11 protein-coding genes are annotated in these 16,685 nt (G+C 70.3%); 2 read left to right on the top strand and 9 right to left on the bottom strand.

Annotated features, from left to right (window positions below; translation table 11 throughout):
- From ABZ562_RS04985 to eccD, 6 genes are all read right to left on the bottom strand, one after another.
- Positions 1–1,528, bottom strand: a 1,528-nt coding sequence (locus ABZ562_RS04985; protein WP_361474155.1) for an AAWKG family protein, incomplete at its 3' end; no start/stop codon positions are given.
- Positions 1,529–1,595: 67 nt separating this feature from the next.
- On the bottom strand, positions 1,596–2,081 hold the full coding sequence (locus tag ABZ562_RS04980; protein WP_361474152.1) for a type VII secretion system-associated protein: 486 nt from the start codon (positions 2,079–2,081) through the stop codon (positions 1,596–1,598).
- A gap of 98 nt (positions 2,082–2,179) precedes the next feature.
- Positions 2,180–2,503, bottom strand: coding sequence for a WXG100 family type VII secretion target (locus ABZ562_RS04975; protein WP_063787132.1), 324 nt, complete (start codon positions 2,501–2,503; stop codon positions 2,180–2,182).
- 96 nt (positions 2,504–2,599) lie between these two features.
- Positions 2,600–2,950 carry a hypothetical protein gene (locus ABZ562_RS04970; protein ID WP_361474525.1) on the bottom strand — a complete coding sequence of 117 codons (351 nt, stop codon included), beginning with the start codon at positions 2,948–2,950 and terminating at the stop codon, positions 2,600–2,602.
- Between the two features lie 269 nt (positions 2,951–3,219).
- Complete coding sequence (eccB, locus tag ABZ562_RS04965) at positions 3,220–4,689, bottom strand: type VII secretion protein EccB (RefSeq protein WP_361474149.1); 1,470 nt, start codon at positions 4,687–4,689, stop codon at positions 3,220–3,222.
- Between the two features lie 25 nt (positions 4,690–4,714).
- Positions 4,715–6,115 (bottom strand): type VII secretion integral membrane protein EccD, encoded by a 1,401-nt coding sequence (gene eccD / locus ABZ562_RS04960; RefSeq protein ID WP_361474147.1) that lies wholly within the window; start codon positions 6,113–6,115, stop codon positions 4,715–4,717.
- Positions 6,116–6,394: 279 nt separating this feature from the next.
- On the opposite strand from eccD, the gene eccCa reads away from it, so the two are divergent.
- Positions 6,395–10,363: a type VII secretion protein EccCa gene (eccCa, locus tag ABZ562_RS04955; protein WP_361474522.1), complete on the top strand. Its 3,969-nt coding sequence runs from the start codon at positions 6,395–6,397 to the stop codon at positions 10,361–10,363.
- Positions 10,364–10,634: 271 nt separating this feature from the next.
- On the opposite strand, the gene ABZ562_RS04950 is transcribed toward eccCa, so the two are convergent.
- A complete protein-coding gene (locus ABZ562_RS04950; protein WP_361474144.1) occupies positions 10,635–11,843 on the bottom strand; it encodes a S8 family serine peptidase in 1,209 nt (402 codons plus the stop codon).
- A gap of 244 nt (positions 11,844–12,087) precedes the next feature.
- Between ABZ562_RS04950 and ABZ562_RS04945 the strand changes: the two genes are divergently transcribed.
- Complete coding sequence (locus ABZ562_RS04945; RefSeq protein ID WP_361474141.1) at positions 12,088–15,399, top strand: right-handed parallel beta-helix repeat-containing protein; 3,312 nt, start codon at positions 12,088–12,090, stop codon at positions 15,397–15,399.
- A 12-nt stretch (positions 15,400–15,411) separates the two neighbouring features.
- Here ABZ562_RS04945 and ABZ562_RS04940 read toward each other — a convergent pair whose 3' ends face one another.
- Complete coding sequence (locus ABZ562_RS04940; protein WP_361474138.1) at positions 15,412–16,014, bottom strand: YkgJ family cysteine cluster protein; 603 nt, start codon at positions 16,012–16,014, stop codon at positions 15,412–15,414.
- Positions 16,011–16,580 (bottom strand): hypothetical protein, encoded by a 570-nt coding sequence (locus tag ABZ562_RS04935; RefSeq protein WP_361474520.1) that lies wholly within the window; start codon positions 16,578–16,580, stop codon positions 16,011–16,013. Before ABZ562_RS04935 ends, ABZ562_RS04940 begins: the two co-directional genes overlap by 4 nt.
- Between the last annotated feature and the right edge of the window lie 105 nt (positions 16,581–16,685).

Raw genomic sequence — 16,685 nt, 5'->3', positions numbered from 1 at the left:
CCTGCTTCTGCTCCGCCTCCTTCTCCTTCTGCTCCTGCTTGGCCTCCTGCTCCTTCTCCTTCTTCTCCTGTTCCGCCTTCTCCTGGGCGGCCTTCTCTTCCGCCTCCTTCTTCTCCTTCGCGTACTTCTCCTCGGCCTCCTTCTTCTCCTTCGCCGCCTTCTCTTCCGCCTCCTTCTTCTCCTTCGCGTACTTCTCCTCGGCCTCCTTCTTCTCCTTCGCGGCCTTGTCCTCCGCGTCCTTCTTCTCCTTGTACGCCTTGTCCTCGGTGTACTCTTCCTTAATGCCCTTGTCGCCCTTGGTCCGGATGGAGCCCAGATCGAAGTGCGACGATCCCCAGGCCGTGGCCAGATCCTTCAGCGCCTGCTCGGCGGGGTCGATCAGATTGGTCTTGACCGACGCCTCCCAGTCGGCGATCGCCTGATCGCCGACTTCCTTCCAGGTGCTCAGCTCCTTCATGTCGCCATAGGACCGCTTGGCACGATCGCCCTTCCCGTTGTCCCAGGCGTTCTGCGTGAAGTCCGAGGTCGTGCTGTAGTCCCAGTAACCGGTGCCGCCATAAGCGCTGTAACTGTACTGGTAGTCGGCGTCGACCTGGGTCAGATTCCACTTCCAGGTCTCAGTGGCGATATCCGACAACAGGTCGACAAGCCACCGCAGCGGGTTGCCCATGGCCACATTCCAGTAATCCCATTTGTTGTAGATCTTCTGGGCCTGTGTCCTGAGATCCGTCCCCGCCTGCCTGAGCGCCTTGCCCTGCTTGGACACGCTGCCGACTGCCTCCATGTCGTCGGCGTAGTGGCCGTATCGCCTGCCGAGTTCATGGATGAGGTCCCAGAAGACGCCGGCGGCCTGTCCCTTCCAGGCATCGTTCTCGTCCTTGCCCACCTTGTTCTGCCACTCGGTCATGGTGGCGTTGCTGTCCCAGAAGAATTTGGCCACCCGGTCGAAGGCATCCCCGGCCATGTCGAAGGAAGCCAGCCGCACGCCCTTGTCGAGCGGAATGGGAGGCTTCCCGCCCCAGGAGAACCCGAGGGTTCCATTGGGCTCTTCCAGCAGAGCCTTCAGCGCCTTACCCGTCCCATACGAGTAACTGGTCAGGTCGAAGGTGTTCCAGACCGTCCCGTTGTCGCTCGGCTTGAAGTGGCCACCCTCCAGCTCCTTGCCGTACCTGCTCTTTCCCTCACCGCCGACGACCTCGCCACCCACCGGCTTGCCGTCCGCGATCTTGGCCCCGAGCAGCGTGAAACGGGCCTTGTAATAATCGACGTCGCCTCCGCTGTACGTATAGAACGGGATCACGAAGTCGGTGTTCTGGATGTCCCACCCGGCGTTCTCGACCATCCAGTTGAAGTCATTCGCGTCGATGGTTTCGACGCTGCCCTGCTTGGTGATCTCCACCTTCATCTGCTTGATGCCGGCGTTGCCGACGATCTGGTCGAACAGCGTGTTCCTCGCCGGCGCTTCATAGCCGGTGAAGAGCTTGACCGCTTTCCACCAGTAGTCGTCGTACTCTTTGTTATCGGCCATGGCGAGGCTCCATCAGAAGGGTCGGTTACTCAAGCAGGGAAAGACTCAACGACGTCGGTGACCGGGCTTATTTGTCGTCCCCGCCGCCCTCCTCCTCGTTCGCCGGCGTCGTCAGGTCGTCCTCCACATCCTCGAAGATGTCGACCAGCTTCTGACCCTCGACGGCATCAAGGCTCTCTCCCTGGGTCTTGAACAGGGAGTCAATGGTTTCCTCGATGGCGTCATCGATGTCATCGAAGAGTGTCACATGGCTCTTCAGGATCCCGTCGAGGAGCGTCACCATGTCCACCACGGCCTTGTTGATCGATTCCCCGTGCGTGCCCGGATCCGACGCCAGATTTCCGATCGCCAACGGAACGGGCGTGCCGAACGGAAGGTTGGGGACGCCGTCGTCGTCCCCCTTGAGCGCCTTCATCGAAGGAATCACAGGGTCCGTCTTGCCGTTCTCGGTTACCGTTTTGAGCGCCTTTTTGAAGTCCGCGAGATCAACTTTGCGGAAGTTCTCGAGCCACTCCTTGTTGAGCTGTGTCGTCGGCTGATTGGTCTCGGCCATGCTCTCGCCCTTTCTCTTACCTCACTGTCCGGATGACACAGCGGGCGGCCGCCCCACGTCTTTCCTTATGTGGAACGGCCGCCCGCACAGCGCTGAGATCAGCCGCCAATCTTCACGTCCTGCCAGCTCTGCGTCTGGCTCTTCTCGTTCTGCGTGTACAGATCGCGGATGTGGTTCAGGGTCTGGGCATTGTCGCCGAGCCACTTGCGCATGTTCTCGACGGCCTGGTTCCAGGCGGCCTGCTTCTCGTCGTAGGCCTGGCGGTCGTCACCTTCCCAGGTGTTCTTCAGCGCCTGGAGTTCGTCGTTGAGACTGTTGATGATCTTCGCGATCTCCTGCGTCTGCAGCCGCATGTCATCAACGGCGTTGTCGACGTGCGCATAGCTGACGTAGATATATCCGTCAGTGAGGTTGTCGGACATCGGGGACCTCATCTCGCTCTGGGGGTATGGGGATGCGGAATATGCTCCGGCCCGCACAGACCGGAACCGGGCCGGTGCGACACCGGCCGCTCAGGGTCACTTTCCGGCGGTGCTGCCCATCAGATTGTCGAAAATGGTCTGTGACTGGGAGAACGCCTGGTTGACGGCCTCGTTCGACGACCCCTGAGTCATACCCTTGGAGCGAAGCGTGTCGTTGAGCTGGTTGATCATGTCCTGAAGGTTCTTGGAGATGATTTCCGCGTGCTCGTCCCAGGAGTCCAGAAGCTTCTGGAAGGCGCCACCGTCACTGCCCTGGAGGGCCTGCATCATGCCCTGCTTGGTGTTCTCGACGTCCTGCCGACGGCTCTGAACGCCCGAGAAGGCCATCTCGAGGGCCTGGATGCCGTTCCGTGTTCCCTGCTCTTCTGACCGCTGCATGCCTGCCATGACGCTGCCCTTTCCGGTGGATTTCCGCCGCCAGGCCCGATGCGCTGGCGTGGCTTGCGCAACCGGATGCAGATGCACCAACATCCAGTTGGTCCAGACAAGGATGGTAGGTGGCCGAACAAGCGATGAGCAATACTTGCCGGCCAGAAAAGCCGCAACAGACGGGTTTCAACAATTTCCCTAGTTTTGCCCGTCGCGACCCCGCTCCGACAAAAGCTCAAGCCATCCTCAAATGTCGATATGCCGATGGGGAAGACGGCCAATTACCGTCAGTACCCGTTCCCTTTCTTGTCTTTGTCGCCGCACGGCGGGGCCGTCGCCTCGCCCCGGCCGGACACCGCGGCCGCGGGCGTCAGATCCGGGCCCGTCGGCACCATGGACAGCAGCGACGACGGCAGCCGCTGCGCCTGCCCCGCGGTGTAGCCCAGCGCCTCCAGTGACTTGGCCGTCGGCACCCGGTACTTCACCCCGCTGTCCGTCACCAGGTACACGGTGCTGCCGACGTTCGAGCCGTCCGCGCCGAGCGTGTGCACCAGGGCGCCACCGCCGGGGGGCGTCACGATCCGGTTGACCGTCACACACGCCGGGGTCAGCCCCTCCGGTGTCGCCTGCGCGGCCCGTCCGAGCTGGTCGCTCGCGGCCAGGGTCACACTCACCCGCGTACCGTCGTCGCCGGACTGGATGCCCACGCACGGGGTCTCGCCCTCGCCGAGGTCCACCGCCTTCGGCGGGCTCGGGGGCAGGTCCTCGGTGGTGTCGGCGTCCTCGGCGCCGGGCGCCAGGTGGCCGATCACCGCGTCGGCGCCCAGGGGGACGGCGCTGACCGCCCCGCCCCCGTACGCCTTCTGCCTGGTCTCCGGGTTGCCCATGAGCAGCGCGGCGACGGTGGCGTTGACGGGGGTCAGCCCCTCCTTGCGCAGCACGTAGTACCGGGCGTCGGCACCGGGCGCGGAGACCTGGAAGACCTGTCCGATCCGGGTCTGACCGCCCCCCAGGGACGGCCCCCGGTTGCCGCGCAGGGGAACGTCGGGGGCGGCCAGATCGGGGCCGGTGGGCAGCGAGTTGAGCAGCGCCGCGGACACCTTCACCGAGGTGCGGGAGGCGTAGCCGAGGGCTTCGCGGGCCTGGCCGGTGGTGTCCATCCGGAGCTTGCTGCCCTGCCACACCAGGTAGTCGGCCTTGTCGGGCCCGGTGACCAGCAGCCCCTCGGAGTCGCCGAGGCCGGTGCCGTCGATGTCCTGGCCGACGGCCAGGGCGGTGGCGGTGGAGCCGCCGGTGGTGCCCGAACACACCTGCCACGGGTCGGTGGTGAGGCTGTCGCCGCCCGGCAGGTCGTCGGGGGCCCCGGCGATGCCGACCGGCGCGCCGTGCGGGGTGCCGCCGAGCGATGTGCTGCCGACGGAGGCGGTCTTCATCTTCGCGCCGAGAAGCAGCCGCGCCGAGGTGTAGTTGCGCACCGGGCGCAGCCGTCCGTCGAGGTAGAGGTAGCGGCCGCCGGTGTCCTTGTTGACCACCAGGGTGTCCTGGGCCCGCCAGGAGTTCTTCGCACCGGGCTTGATCAGGCCGAAGACGAAGGATCCGGCGGCGATCAGGATCGCGATGATCACGCTGATGGCCACGCCCCGGTTGGTCCGGCCCTGGGGGCTCTCCGGGGCGTCGGGGTCGGCGCGCAGCATGCCCGAGGTGAGCCGCCCCATGATGAACATGTGCGCCTGGACCTGGTCGCGCTTGGACTGCACTGTGCGTTTCCTCCGGTTCGGACGGTCAGCCGTTCAGGCCGCGCAGGGCGCTGTACACCCCGAGCACCCACAGGGCCAGCGGCAGCAGGGCGATGGCGGCGGCGGTGTGCAGGATCTCCGCCGCCCGGCCCCAGTACGGCACGAGCCGTCGCCCGGGCACGGTCCACGAGGCGATGGCGATGCCCGCGGTGGCGGCGAGCAGGCTCGCGGCCAGCAGCAGCCGGCGGTCCGGCGAGTAGGACAGGGCGTTGAAGAGGACCAGGAGGAGGAAACCTCCGGCCCCGGGGAGGAAGAGGGAAAGCCGCTGCCATACGTTCCCCAGACCGCGTCCGTGCAGCAACAGCAGCAGGGAGAGCACGACGGACATGATGACCTCGGGGAGTCCGCCGTCGTGGGTGAGCACGGCCAGGCAGACCGCGCAGGCGGCGCCCACGGCTCCGTACAGCGAACTCATCCAGCCGTCGGCGAGCACCGCGCGGGCGGCGACCACGGAGGTGGCGTGCGGCTCGATGCCCTCCTGGAGCTGCTGGGCGTTGGTCGGCAGCGGGGGCATGCGCATGCCGGACATCCGGAAGGACAGCGAGGGGACGAACGCCCCGAGGATGACGGCCACCAGGGCGAGGATGCCGGCCACATGAGCCGGTCCCAGGTCGGTGATGACCATCAGGGCACCGGCGAGGGTGCCGAAGACCATGACCACGGCGAGACCGAGGTAGAGCGCGGCGAAGGAGGCCACGGCGGCGAGCGCGACGATCGCGCCGCCCGCGCCCGCGGCGCAGGCGGCCAGCATCCGGGCGCCCAGCACCTCGTGGCTGTGCGGGCCGTCGAAGTCGCCGCCGGGCAGCAGCCATCCGGCGAGTGCGAGGTAGGGGCCGACCATGAAGCCGAGGACCGCGCCGGCGGCGGCGTCGCCGACCGCGCGGCTGGCCGAGCCGGCCCCGGCGAGCAGCAGCACTCCGGCCGCCGCCGCGCACAGGGCGCGCAGCCAGGGGGAGCCGCCGGGCAGGGCGAGCACGGCGAGCCCGGCCGCCAGGGCGGTCACCGCGAAGCCGCGCAGCAGCCGGGTGCTGGCCAGCGGGGACCAGCCGTGCGGCCGGTCCTGCATGGTGGTGGAGATACCGTCGACCAGGTCGTCGAGGTGGACCTCGGGGAGGGCGTCGATACGCGGCCGGAGGTAGATCGTCTCGCCGTCGCGCAGGTCGTAGGAGTCGAGGGTGCGCTCCTCGTCCATCGGTTCGCCGCCGAGGCGTTGCAGCACCCAGCCGCCGTGGTCGATGCCGGTCTCCGCGAGGTCGTCTCCGCTGTAGCCGAGGACGGCGGGCAGCAGGTCGGCCACCGGGACGTCGGAGGGGACCGCGAGGTCGATGGTCTTCGCCGGTGCACGTACGGTCAGGCGGCACAGACCGGCCACCTGGTTGTCAGTCATCGGGCTGGCTCACGCTTCTTCCGGGGGTCTGCGAGGGGGGTTCCCGGGTTTCCGTGGTGACGGAATGATGTGGGACGGATGATGCTGATGAGACACCAGCGTATGTGCGTGCCAAATGTGTCTCCGGGAGGGTGCACATTACTGGCCGCCTCCCTCTACTGGTATACCGAGTTGCACAGTTGTTGTATTCCGGTTGTCTGTGCGGACGTGACGATACGCCACCGACCGAGAGCATTGCCCCCACCGTTGTCCCACCCGTGAGGAGACCATTCCTTGAGTGTGGTCCTGTTCCGCCGCCCGGCCCGTCGGCGCGGCCCCGAAATGCCCGACGGCGAGCTGAAGCTGCAGGAACCCCCCACGCTGCCCGAAGTGGTTCCGGACAGCTCCGCCATCTGGACCTACCTGCCCATGGCGCTCATGTCGGTCTCCATGATGCTGATGTTCATGAGACCGGGCATGAGCGGCGGCGGCAGCAGCCACTTCATGTACCTGGCCATGGGCCTGATGGTGCTGTCCTCGGCGGCCATGATGCTCGGTCAGATGATGCGCAAGACAAGCGAGCGCAAACAGCGCCTGAAGGGTGAGCGCCGCGACTACCTGCGCTATCTCACCCAGATCCGGCGCAAGGTCCGCACCGCCGTGACCGATCAGCAGAAGGCGCTGGCGTGGCGGCACCCGCCGCCCTCGGCCCTGTGGTCGCTGGCGGGCACCACCCGGCTGTGGGAACGCCGCCCGCAGGACGAGGACTTCGGCGAGATCCGGGTGGCCGTCGGGGAGCAGAAGCTGGGCCTGCGGCTGTCGCCCACGGCAACCACCCCGGTCGAGGACCTGGAGCCGCTGACGGCGCACGCGCTGCGCAGCTTCATGCGGGCCTACTCCACCGTGCCCGAGCAGCCCATCGCCATCTATCTGCGGGCCTGGGCACGGGTGCTGTTCCGGGGCGACGAGGAGCGGATACGCTCCCTCGCCCGCGCGATCATCGCCCAACTGGCCACCTTCCACGCCCCGGACGACGTGTGGGTGGCGGTGTGCGTGTCGGACGAGCGGCGCGCGGACTGGGAGTGGGTGAAGTGGCTCCCCCACAACCTCCACCCCCAGGAGAACGACGGCGCGGGGGCGGCCCGGATGTTCGTCTCCGCCCTCAACGAGCTGGAGGACCTGCTCGGCGCGGAGTTCATGGAGCGGCCCTCGTTCGACCCGGACGCCTCGACGGGGCGTGACGAGCCGTTCACCGTGATCGTGGTGGACGGCGGTGCCGTCCCCGGCCGGCACCGGCTGGACGGGGCGGGCTTCCGCAACTGCGTCGTGCTCGACCTGACCGGCGCGCTGACCTGGCGCCCGGGGCGGGTCACCCTGCGCTTCGACGTCAGCGAGGACTCCTTCGAGCTGGTCCGCACCGACCGCGAGCGCAAGGAGCAGACCACCCGGCTCGGCCGCCCCGACACCTTCGGGCCGGTCGGCGCCACGGCCCTGGCCAAGCGCCTCGCCCCGTACCGGATGGGCATGGGTGGCGGCGACGCCGCCGAGCCGCTGTCCTCGGACGTCGAACTCACCACCCTGCTGGGCATCTCCGACCTGTACCGCCACGACCCGGACACCCTGTGGAAGCAGGCCACCGGGTCCAACCGGCTCAAGGTGCCGATCGCGGTCGGCCCCGACGGCACCCCGGTGGAGCTGGACATCAAGGAGTCCGCGCAGGGCGGCACCGGGCCGCACGGCATGCTCATCGGGGCCACCGGCTCCGGCAAGAGCGAACTGCTGCGCACCCTGGTGCTGTCGCTGGCGCTGACCAACTCCTCCGAGACGCTGAACTTCGTCCTGGTGGACTTCAAGGGTGGCGCCACCTTCCTCGGCCTGGACGAACTGCCCCACACCTCCGCGGTGATCACCAACCTCGCGGGGGAGGCCGCGCTGGTGGGCCGCATGCAGGACGCCCTGCACGGTGAGCTGATCCGCCGCCAGGAGCTGCTGCGCTCCGCCGGCAACTACACCTCCGCCCTGGACTACGAGAAGGCGCGGGCCTCCGGCACCCCGCTGGAGCCGCTGCCCAGCCTGTTCGTGATCGTCGACGAGTTCAGTGAACTGCTGGCCGCGCACCGCGAGTTCATGGAGCTGTTCGTGATGATCGGACGGCTCGGGCGCAGCCTCGGCGTCCATCTGCTGCTCGCCTCGCAGCGGCTGGACGAAGGGCGGATGCACCAGCTGGAGAGCCATCTGTCGTACCGCATCGGCCTGCGCACCTTCTCCGCCATGGAGAGCCGCGGCGTGCTGGGCGTGCCCGACGCCTACCAGCTGCCGCCGCAGCCCGGCAGCGGCTACCTCAAGTCGGGTGTGGAGGCGCTGACCCGGTTCCGCGCCGCGTACGTCTCCGGCCCGTACCAGCAGCGGCGCAGCCGGGTGAACCAGGCCCGGGTGGCCAGCCAGACGGTGCCGTGGACTTCGGGCTACGTGGTGCCCCGCCAGCTCCCCGACGTGCCCGAGCCCGAGCCGGAGCCGGAGGAGGAGACCAGCGACACCCTGCTGTCGGTGGCCGTGGACCGGCTGCTGGGCGCCGGACCCGCCGCCCACCAGGTGTGGCTGCCGCCGCTGGACCTGCCCGCGACGCTGGACCAGGTGCTGCCGCCGCTGACGCCCGATCCGGAGCTGGGGCTGACCACGGTCGGCTCGCCGCTGCGCGGGCGGCTGGCGGTGCCGATCGCCATCGTGGACAAGCCCTTCGAGCAGCTGCGCGACCTGCTGACCATCGACCTGTCGGGGGTCGGCGGCCACGTCGCCATCGCGGGCGGTCCGCAGAGCGGCAAGAGCACCATGGTGCGCACCATCCTGACCGCGCTGGCCCTCACCCACACCCCGCGCGAAGTGCAGTTCTACTGCCTGGACTTCGGTGGTGGCACGCTGGCGTCACTGGCCGAGCTGCCGCACACCGCCGGGGTCGCGGCGCGCCTGGACTCCGAGCGGGTGGGCCGTACGATCTCCGAGGTCACCTCGCTGCTGGCGGACCGCGAGCGGTTCTTCCTGACCCACGGCATCGACTCGATGGCGACGTACCGCCGCCGCCGGGCCGCGGGCGAGTTCGCGGACCAGCCGCACGGCGATGTGTTCCTCGTGATCGACGGCTGGTCCACGGTGCGCCAGGACTACGACCGCAACATCCAGACGTTCGCCTCCATCGCCTCCCGGGGCCTGAACTACGGCATCCACCTCATCGTGACCACCGCCCGCTGGGTGGAGCTCACCGCGGCGGTGCGCGACCAGGCCGGCACCCATCTGGAGCTGCGGATGGGTGACGCCATGGACTCCGAGATCGACAACCGCCGCGCCTCGACCGTGCCGCGCATCCCGGGCCGCGGCCTCACCCGGGAGGGCAAACTGCACTACCTCACCGCACTCCCCCGCATCGACGGGATGGAGTCGGCCGAGGACCTGTCGGAAGGGGTTTCCGGTCTGGTGTCGGCCATCAAGGAGAGCTGGACGGGCCCGGCGGCACCGCGGGTGCGGATGCTGCCGACAGAGCTGCCCGCCAAGCAGCTTCCCCCGGCCGGGGGCGACTTCCGGGTGCCGATCGGCCTGGAGGAGGAGCGGCTGTCGGTCGTCTGGCACGACTTCAGTGAGAGCCCGCACATGGTCGTGGTGGGCGACACCGAGAGCGGCAAGACCAACCTGCTGCGGCTGATGGCCAAGTCCATCATGGACCGGTACACCCCCGCCGAGGCGCAGATCGTGCTCGTGGACTACCGCCGTGACCTGGTGGAAGCGGTGCCGGAGGAGTACCGGCTGGGCCACGCGGTGTCCATGAGCGCGCTGAAGGACATGATCGACGGGACCGCCCGCGCCGTACAGACCCGGGTGCCGGGCCCGGACATCGCCCCGGGCCGGATGAAGCAGGCCGACTGGTGGCCCGGGCCGCGGCTGTTCATCCTGATCGACGACTACGACATGCTGGGCGCCGGCATCGGCAACTCGCCGTTCGACCCGCTGCTCAACCACCTCGCCCTGGGCTGGGAGGTCGGGCTGCACATCATCGTCACCCGCTCCGCGTCCGGCGCCGGGCGCGGGCTGAACGAGATGCTCATGCGGCGGCTGCTGGAGGTCAACACGCCCGCCCTGCTGATGTCCTGCCCGCCCTCGGAGGGCTATCTGCTGGGCAACGTCAAGGGCCGGAGCCTGAACCCCGGGCGGGCCATCCGGGTCGCCCGCCGCAAGACCACTCAGGTCCAGACGGCGCTCGTGGACACGTCGGCCACGTAAGCCGTGCAAGAGGAGTAAAACCCGTAAATGGATCCGCCCCCGGTGCTCGGCACCGGGGGCGGTTCCCGTTCTCGGCGGGGATTCCGGCGGAGATTCCGGCGGGGGCATCCGCCGGGGTATCCGGCCGGGATTCCGGTTGCGGGTATCCGGCCGGGGCGTCCGGGGGTCCTTTCCGGCCGGGGTAACCGGCCGGGGCAGCGGAAAATCCGGTGCGGATATCTAGGGGATTCCCCAGAATTCGCGGCGGAGATCACACGCGGTCCGGGCGTTCTCAGACCGCCGGCCGGTCCTCCTGGCCCGCCGGGCGCCAGCCCCGCGCCCGGCCTCGCGGGATCACCACCGCGGCGGCCGCCACGAGCAGCACCACTCCGCCGCCCGCGCCCGCGATCAGCAGCGCGCGGTGGAGCGGCTGCGGGGAGGCGGCCGGGGGAATCTTCGCGGGGGCCGGACGGGGTGTGGTGCCCTGCCGGTCGGTGAGGACGGTGGTCAGCGCCGCGTACGGGTCCAGCCGCGGCGGGACCGCCGGATAGGCCGCCGTGACCAGCTGGCGGGACACCTGGGCGGCGCTCATCCCCGGGTGCCGCGAACGCACCAGCGCCGCCGCCCCGGCGACGTTCGCCGCCGCCAGCGAGGAGCCGGAGCCGATGAAGTGCCCGGAGCCGCTCGGGCCGACGCTGACCGCCACGTCCCCCGGCGCCGCCAGATCCGCCCCCTCCTTCTCCGGCGCGTTCTTCGGGCGGGTGCCGTCCGGGCCGTAGTCCATGACCGACAGCACCCCGGGCGCGGCCGCGGGCCAGTACCAGGGGGCGGGCTCGGCCGGTTCGTTGGTCTCGGGGTCGTCGGGCATCGCGTCCGGCGCGAACGGGGCGACGACCAAGGCGTCGTTCCGCGTCGCGTACGCCACGGCGGCGGTCAGCACGGCCTTGCCGGTGGGCACCGCGCGCCCCACGTAGACGACCTTCGCGCCGCCGTCGACCGCGGCCCGGATCCCGCTCGCCAGCCGGTCCGCCGTGGGGTTGCCGCGGCTGTCCGTACCGCGCACCGCGAGGATCCGCGCCCCGGGCGCCGCGCCCGCCACGCCCGAACCCTTGCCGGGCGCGGCGGCGATCAGGCCCGCGGCGAAACTGCCGTGCCCCACGCAGTCGGTGCCCGCGCCACCGGCCGCGGTGACCCGCCCGGTCAGGGCCGGGATGTCCGTCCCCACACCGGTGTCCACCACCCCCACGGTCACGCCGTGGCCGTCCGCCAGCCGCCAGCTGCGGCTCAGGCCCAGCGCCTGCCGCGTCCACGGCTCGTCGCGGGCCGTCTCGCCCGACGCCTTGGTGCAGGGCGCGTCGGGGCCCAGAACGGCCGGGATGACGGGCAGTTCGACGGAGTCCGCGGTGGCGGGGGGAGCCTGGGCGGCCAGGGGTGCCGTGGCCAGCAGGGCGGCGGCCACCGCCCGTGCCGCCGTACGGCGAGGAGAACGAGCACGTCGCATGGCGCGCACGATACGCGCAGGACGTCACCACGGGGTAACGTGCACCGGGTACCAACTACCGTGGTGCGACCCGGGAGCGGGTCCACGGCCGGTCCCGCGGACCGGCGCCGGAGACACCTGGATGAGGGTGCCGCGGTTCCCGTAGCCTTTCCCCGCGTGCTCGTCCCTCCCTCCCCGGCTTCCGGCAAGCCCGGGCTCCGGGCACCGAGGGTCGGCAGCGGCATCACAACGAGGAGGTCCCAGCGTGTCACGGCAGTTGCTCACGGTCGGTCCGGACCAGCCGGAGGGCTTCCGGACGATCGGCGAGGCCCTGGAGAAGGCGCGCACGGGAGCGGTGATACGCGTCCGGCCCGGCCGTTACCGCGAGAACCTCACGGTCCGCACGCGCATCACCATCGCCGGTGACGGTGAGCGCGGCAGCGTGGAGATCTGCCCGCCCCGGGGCACCGCCGTGGTGCTCGTGGCGGACGCGGTGATGCTCACCGACCTGACCCTGCGCGGCGGCAACGAGGACCTGCCGGTGGTGGACGCGCCCCGGGGCCAGGTGGCCATGGACGGCTGCACCGTGGTGGGTTCGGGCTGGACGGCCGTCCTCGCCCGCGAGAACGGCTCGGTGGCCATCCGGGACTGCCGGATCTCCAACCCCGAGGGCGCCGGGGTCGTGGACACCGCGCCCACCGGCAGCGTGGTGGCCGACTCGGTCTTCGAGCACCTGGGCACCTCCGCCATCGTCCTCGGCGAGCAGGCCCGCACCACCGTCCGCGGCTGCCGGGTGCGGGACGCCCAGGGCAACGGCATCCTCGCCAACGGCGAGGCGCAGGGCCGGGTCGAGGACTGCGACGTGTCCGGCACCGAGAAGCCCTCCATCGCCCTCGAGGGCAAGTGCTCCACCCATGTGCTGCGCGCCCGTGTGCACGACACCTCGGTCGGCGTCTACATCACCAGCAGCTCCCGGCCCACCCTCGAAGAGGTCACGGTCACCGACACCTCCGGCCCCGGCATCGTCCTCTCCTCCGGTGCCGACCCGGAACTGCTGCGCTGTGTCACCTCCCGCACCAAGGGCAACGGACTGGCCGTCACCGAGCGCTCCCGTGGCACCTTCCAGGACTGCGCCTTCGACACCGCGACCGCCCCCGCGATCCGGGTGATCGGATCGAGCGCGCCGCTGCTCACCGGCACCACCGTGCGCGACTGCGCCGACAAGACCGCGTCCGTGCTGCTGGCCGAGGGGGCCTCGGCGGAGTTCGACCGGCTGGAGGTGGCCGACGCCGCCGGAGTCGGCATCTCCATCCGTACCAACGCCAATCCGCTGCTGAGCCGGGTGCGGGTGGCCGACGCACGCGGCCACGGCCTGGAGGTGGCCGAGGACGGCCGCGGGCGTCTTGAGGTGTGCACGGTCGAGAACGCGGAGGGCGCCGGCATCCGCATCTTCGACGGCGGCGCCCCCGACATCCGCGACTGCGCGGTGCGCGGGGCGGGCCAGGCCGGGATCGCGGTCGGCTCCGGCGGCCGCGGCACCCTCAGCGACTGCGAGGTCCGCTCCAGCGCCACCTCGGCCCTGCACGTGGAGGGCGGCGGCGAGGTGACCGCGCACCGCCTCCACCTGGCCGAGTCCGGCGCGCACGGCGCCCTGGTCGCCGAGGGCGCCCGGGCCACGCTGGAGGCCTGCCAGGTCACCGGCAGCACCGGCGACGGCATCCGGGTCGACAGCGCCGAGAAGGTCACCCTCACCGGCTGCACCACCCGGGACAACCGCGGCGCGGGGCTCAAGCAGTCCCGGCCCAGCGACCGGCTCACCGTCGAGGGGCTGGACAGCAGCGGCAACGCCGCCGAGGACGCCTGGGGCGAGACCGCCGGCGGAACCGGCGCCGAGACGGCCCCGGGCGGCTCGGGGAAGGCGCCGGAGGGCCCGCTGGAGGAGCTGGAGTCGCTCATCGGCCTGGCCGACGTCAAGCACCAGGTCCGCACCCTGATCAACCTCAACCAGCTCGCCCAGCGCCGCGCCAGCCTCGGCATGCCCGCCCCGCCGATGAGCCGCCACCTGGTGTTCTCCGGCCCGCCCGGCACCGGCAAGACCACCGTCGCCCGGCTCTACGGCGGCATCCTCGCCGACCTCGGCGTGCTGCGCTCCGGCCATCTGGTGGAGGTCTCCCGGGCCGATCTCGTCGCCCAGATCATCGGCGGTACGGCCATCAAGACCACCGAGGCGTTCAACGAGGCCCTCGGCGGGGTGCTGTTCATCGACGAGGCGTACACCCTGCTCTCCGACAGCAAGGGCTCCGGTGCCGACTTCGGCCAGGAGGCCATCGACACCCTGCTGAAGCTCATGGAGGACCACCGCGACGACGTGGTCGTCATCGCCGCCGGATACACCGACCAGATGACCACCTTCCTCGGCTCCAACCCCGGTCTGGCCTCCCGGTTCACCCGCACCATCGAGTTCGCCAACTACTCGGTGGACGAGTTGGTCACCATCACCGAGTCCATGTGCGGGGCCCACCGGTACGAGCTCGACCCGAGCACCCTGGGCGCCCTCGCCCGCCTCTACGAGCGGATGCCGCGCGACTCCACGTTCGGCAACGGCCGCGCGGCGCGCCGGGTGTTCGAGGAGATGGTGGACCGGCAGGCGTTCCGCCTGGGGTCGATGGCGAACCCGGCCGAGGCGGACCTCACGCTGCTGCTGCCCGAGGACGTCGCCGACGACGCGTCCGTCGGCGGCGCGGACAGCCCCCGTAACTCCAAGGACCTGCTGGCCGAGCTGGACGCGATGGTCGGCCTGGGCGCGGTCAAGCGCGAGGTGACCGACCTGGTCAACCTGCTGGAGGCCACCCGGCAGCGGCAGGCCGCGGGCCTGCCGACGCCGAAGATCAGCCACCATCTGATCTTCTCCGGCCCGCCCGGCACCGGTAAGACCACCGTCGCCCGGCTCTACGCGGACCTGCTGCACTCCCTCGGCGTGCTGAACACCGGTCAGCTGGTGGAAGTGGCCCGCGCCGATCTGGTCGGCCGCTACGTGGGACACACCGCGCAGCTCACCAAGGAGGTGTTCGAGCGCGCCTTCGGCGGGGTGCTGTTCATCGACGAGGCGTACACCCTCACCCCCGAGGGCGCGGGGTCCGACTTCGGCCAGGAGGCCGTGGACACCCTGCTGAAGCTCATGGAGGACCACCGGGACGAGGTGGTGGTCATCGCCGCCGGATACACCGAGGAGATGCGCCGCTTCCTGGCCTCCAACCCCGGTCTGGCCTCGCGCTTCAGCCGCACCGTCGAGTTCGAGCACTACGACTCGGAGGAGCTGGTCACCATCATGAGCGGCTACGCGGCCGCCTCCGGCTACGACTGCCCCGAGGAGACCCTGGCGGCGCTGCGCGCCTATGTGGACCTCATCCCGCGCGACCGTTCCTTCGGCAACGCGCGCACCGCCCGCCAGCTGCTGGAGGCGATGATGACGCGGCAGGCCCGGCGCATCGGCACCATGGCCGCGCCCGGGCTGGAGGACCTGCGGCTGCTGCGGCCCGAGGACCTGCCGGCGGGTTCCGCGCAACCCGCCGGCTGATCGGCGCCGCCGCTACGAGGAGGCCGTCTTCGCGGAGACGGCCTCCGTGTCCTCGCCGGGGGCGGTGGCCAGGATGAACTCGTACAGGTCCTCGTGGGTCAGCCCCAGCTCACCGGCGTCGATCCTGGCGTTCCACCGCTCCACCAGGTCCAGGTGCTCGCGCCAGGCCGCCCGGTTGCGCATGATGTCGCGCCGGTAGGTGACCAGGTCCATGGTGGCGAGGTTCCAGGAGTCCGGGCCGCCGCACAGGGTCTTCGCACGGATGCCCACCGAGCCCTGGTCGAGCGCGGCCGGGAAGGTGGCGCACACCATCGGGCGGTGGACGTACGCGCCGCACCGGGCCTTGCCGGGGGCGATCTCCATCAGGAACACGCACCCCTTGGTGTCCGGCCGGTGCCGGAGGTGGAGGTCGTACAGCGGGCCGCCGGGCCGGAAGCGGAAGTCGCTGTTGTCCTCCTCCTTGCCCTCCTTCAAGTAGACGAACTCCCTGGGGTGGACGGCCATTCCGGTCGCCAGCCTGCGGACGTCCGCGATGGTCACATGGACGTTGTACTCCCGGCAGCACCGGCCGCCGCAGTCGGCGCAGCCCGCCAGGTTCGCTCCGCCGCCGTTCACGCGACCACGTCCTCGGGCCAGGGCGCACCGGCTTCGCGCGCGGCCTGCGCCTCCAGCAGGTAGCGCTGGAAGTCCTCGGCGTCCGGCGGGGTCTCGGCCTCCCCGGCCAGCGCGTTCCAGCGGGCGACCAGCTCGAACCAGTGGTCCCGGTCGGCGGTCCACTGACGCTCGGCCTCGGCCAGCTCCTCCTCGTCGAGCCGGTGTCCGGGCCCGTCCGCGCGCTCGGTCTTCGCACCGGGCAGCGAGGGGAACATGCGGCAGGACACGGGGGCGAGTTCGCCCAGCCCGCAGCGGCCGGTGCCCTCCAGGGTGCGGATGTGGAAGACGCAGCCGTGGGCGGCGTTGGCCACCCGGAAATTCACCCGGCGCCGCGCGTTGTCCAGCACCACCCCGGTCGGATCGTTGGCGGCGGCCGGCGCGGTCTGCGTGAAGTGCCACGGCTCGAGGGCCAGGGTGCGGGCGATACGGACGAGGTCCGCGCCGGTGACGTAACGCGGTCCGCGATAGCACAGCGCCTTCGCTCGGGAGGTCTGCCATTGGGCTTCGGGGCCCGCGAGGCTGTCCACAGTCAATCCATCGTCCCCTTCGAACAGGGCGAACCGAGAAGCTTTTTCAACGTAGTCGCCAGTGAGCGTAGTCGAACGGATCTGTGAATCTCCCTGGAAAACGCC

Origin of the sequence: Streptomyces sp. NPDC019937, from assembly GCF_040631655.1 — a bacterium.
GTDB lineage: Bacteria > Actinomycetota > Actinomycetes > Streptomycetales > Streptomycetaceae > Streptomyces.
This window is presented reverse-complemented; position numbering and strand designations above follow the sequence as displayed.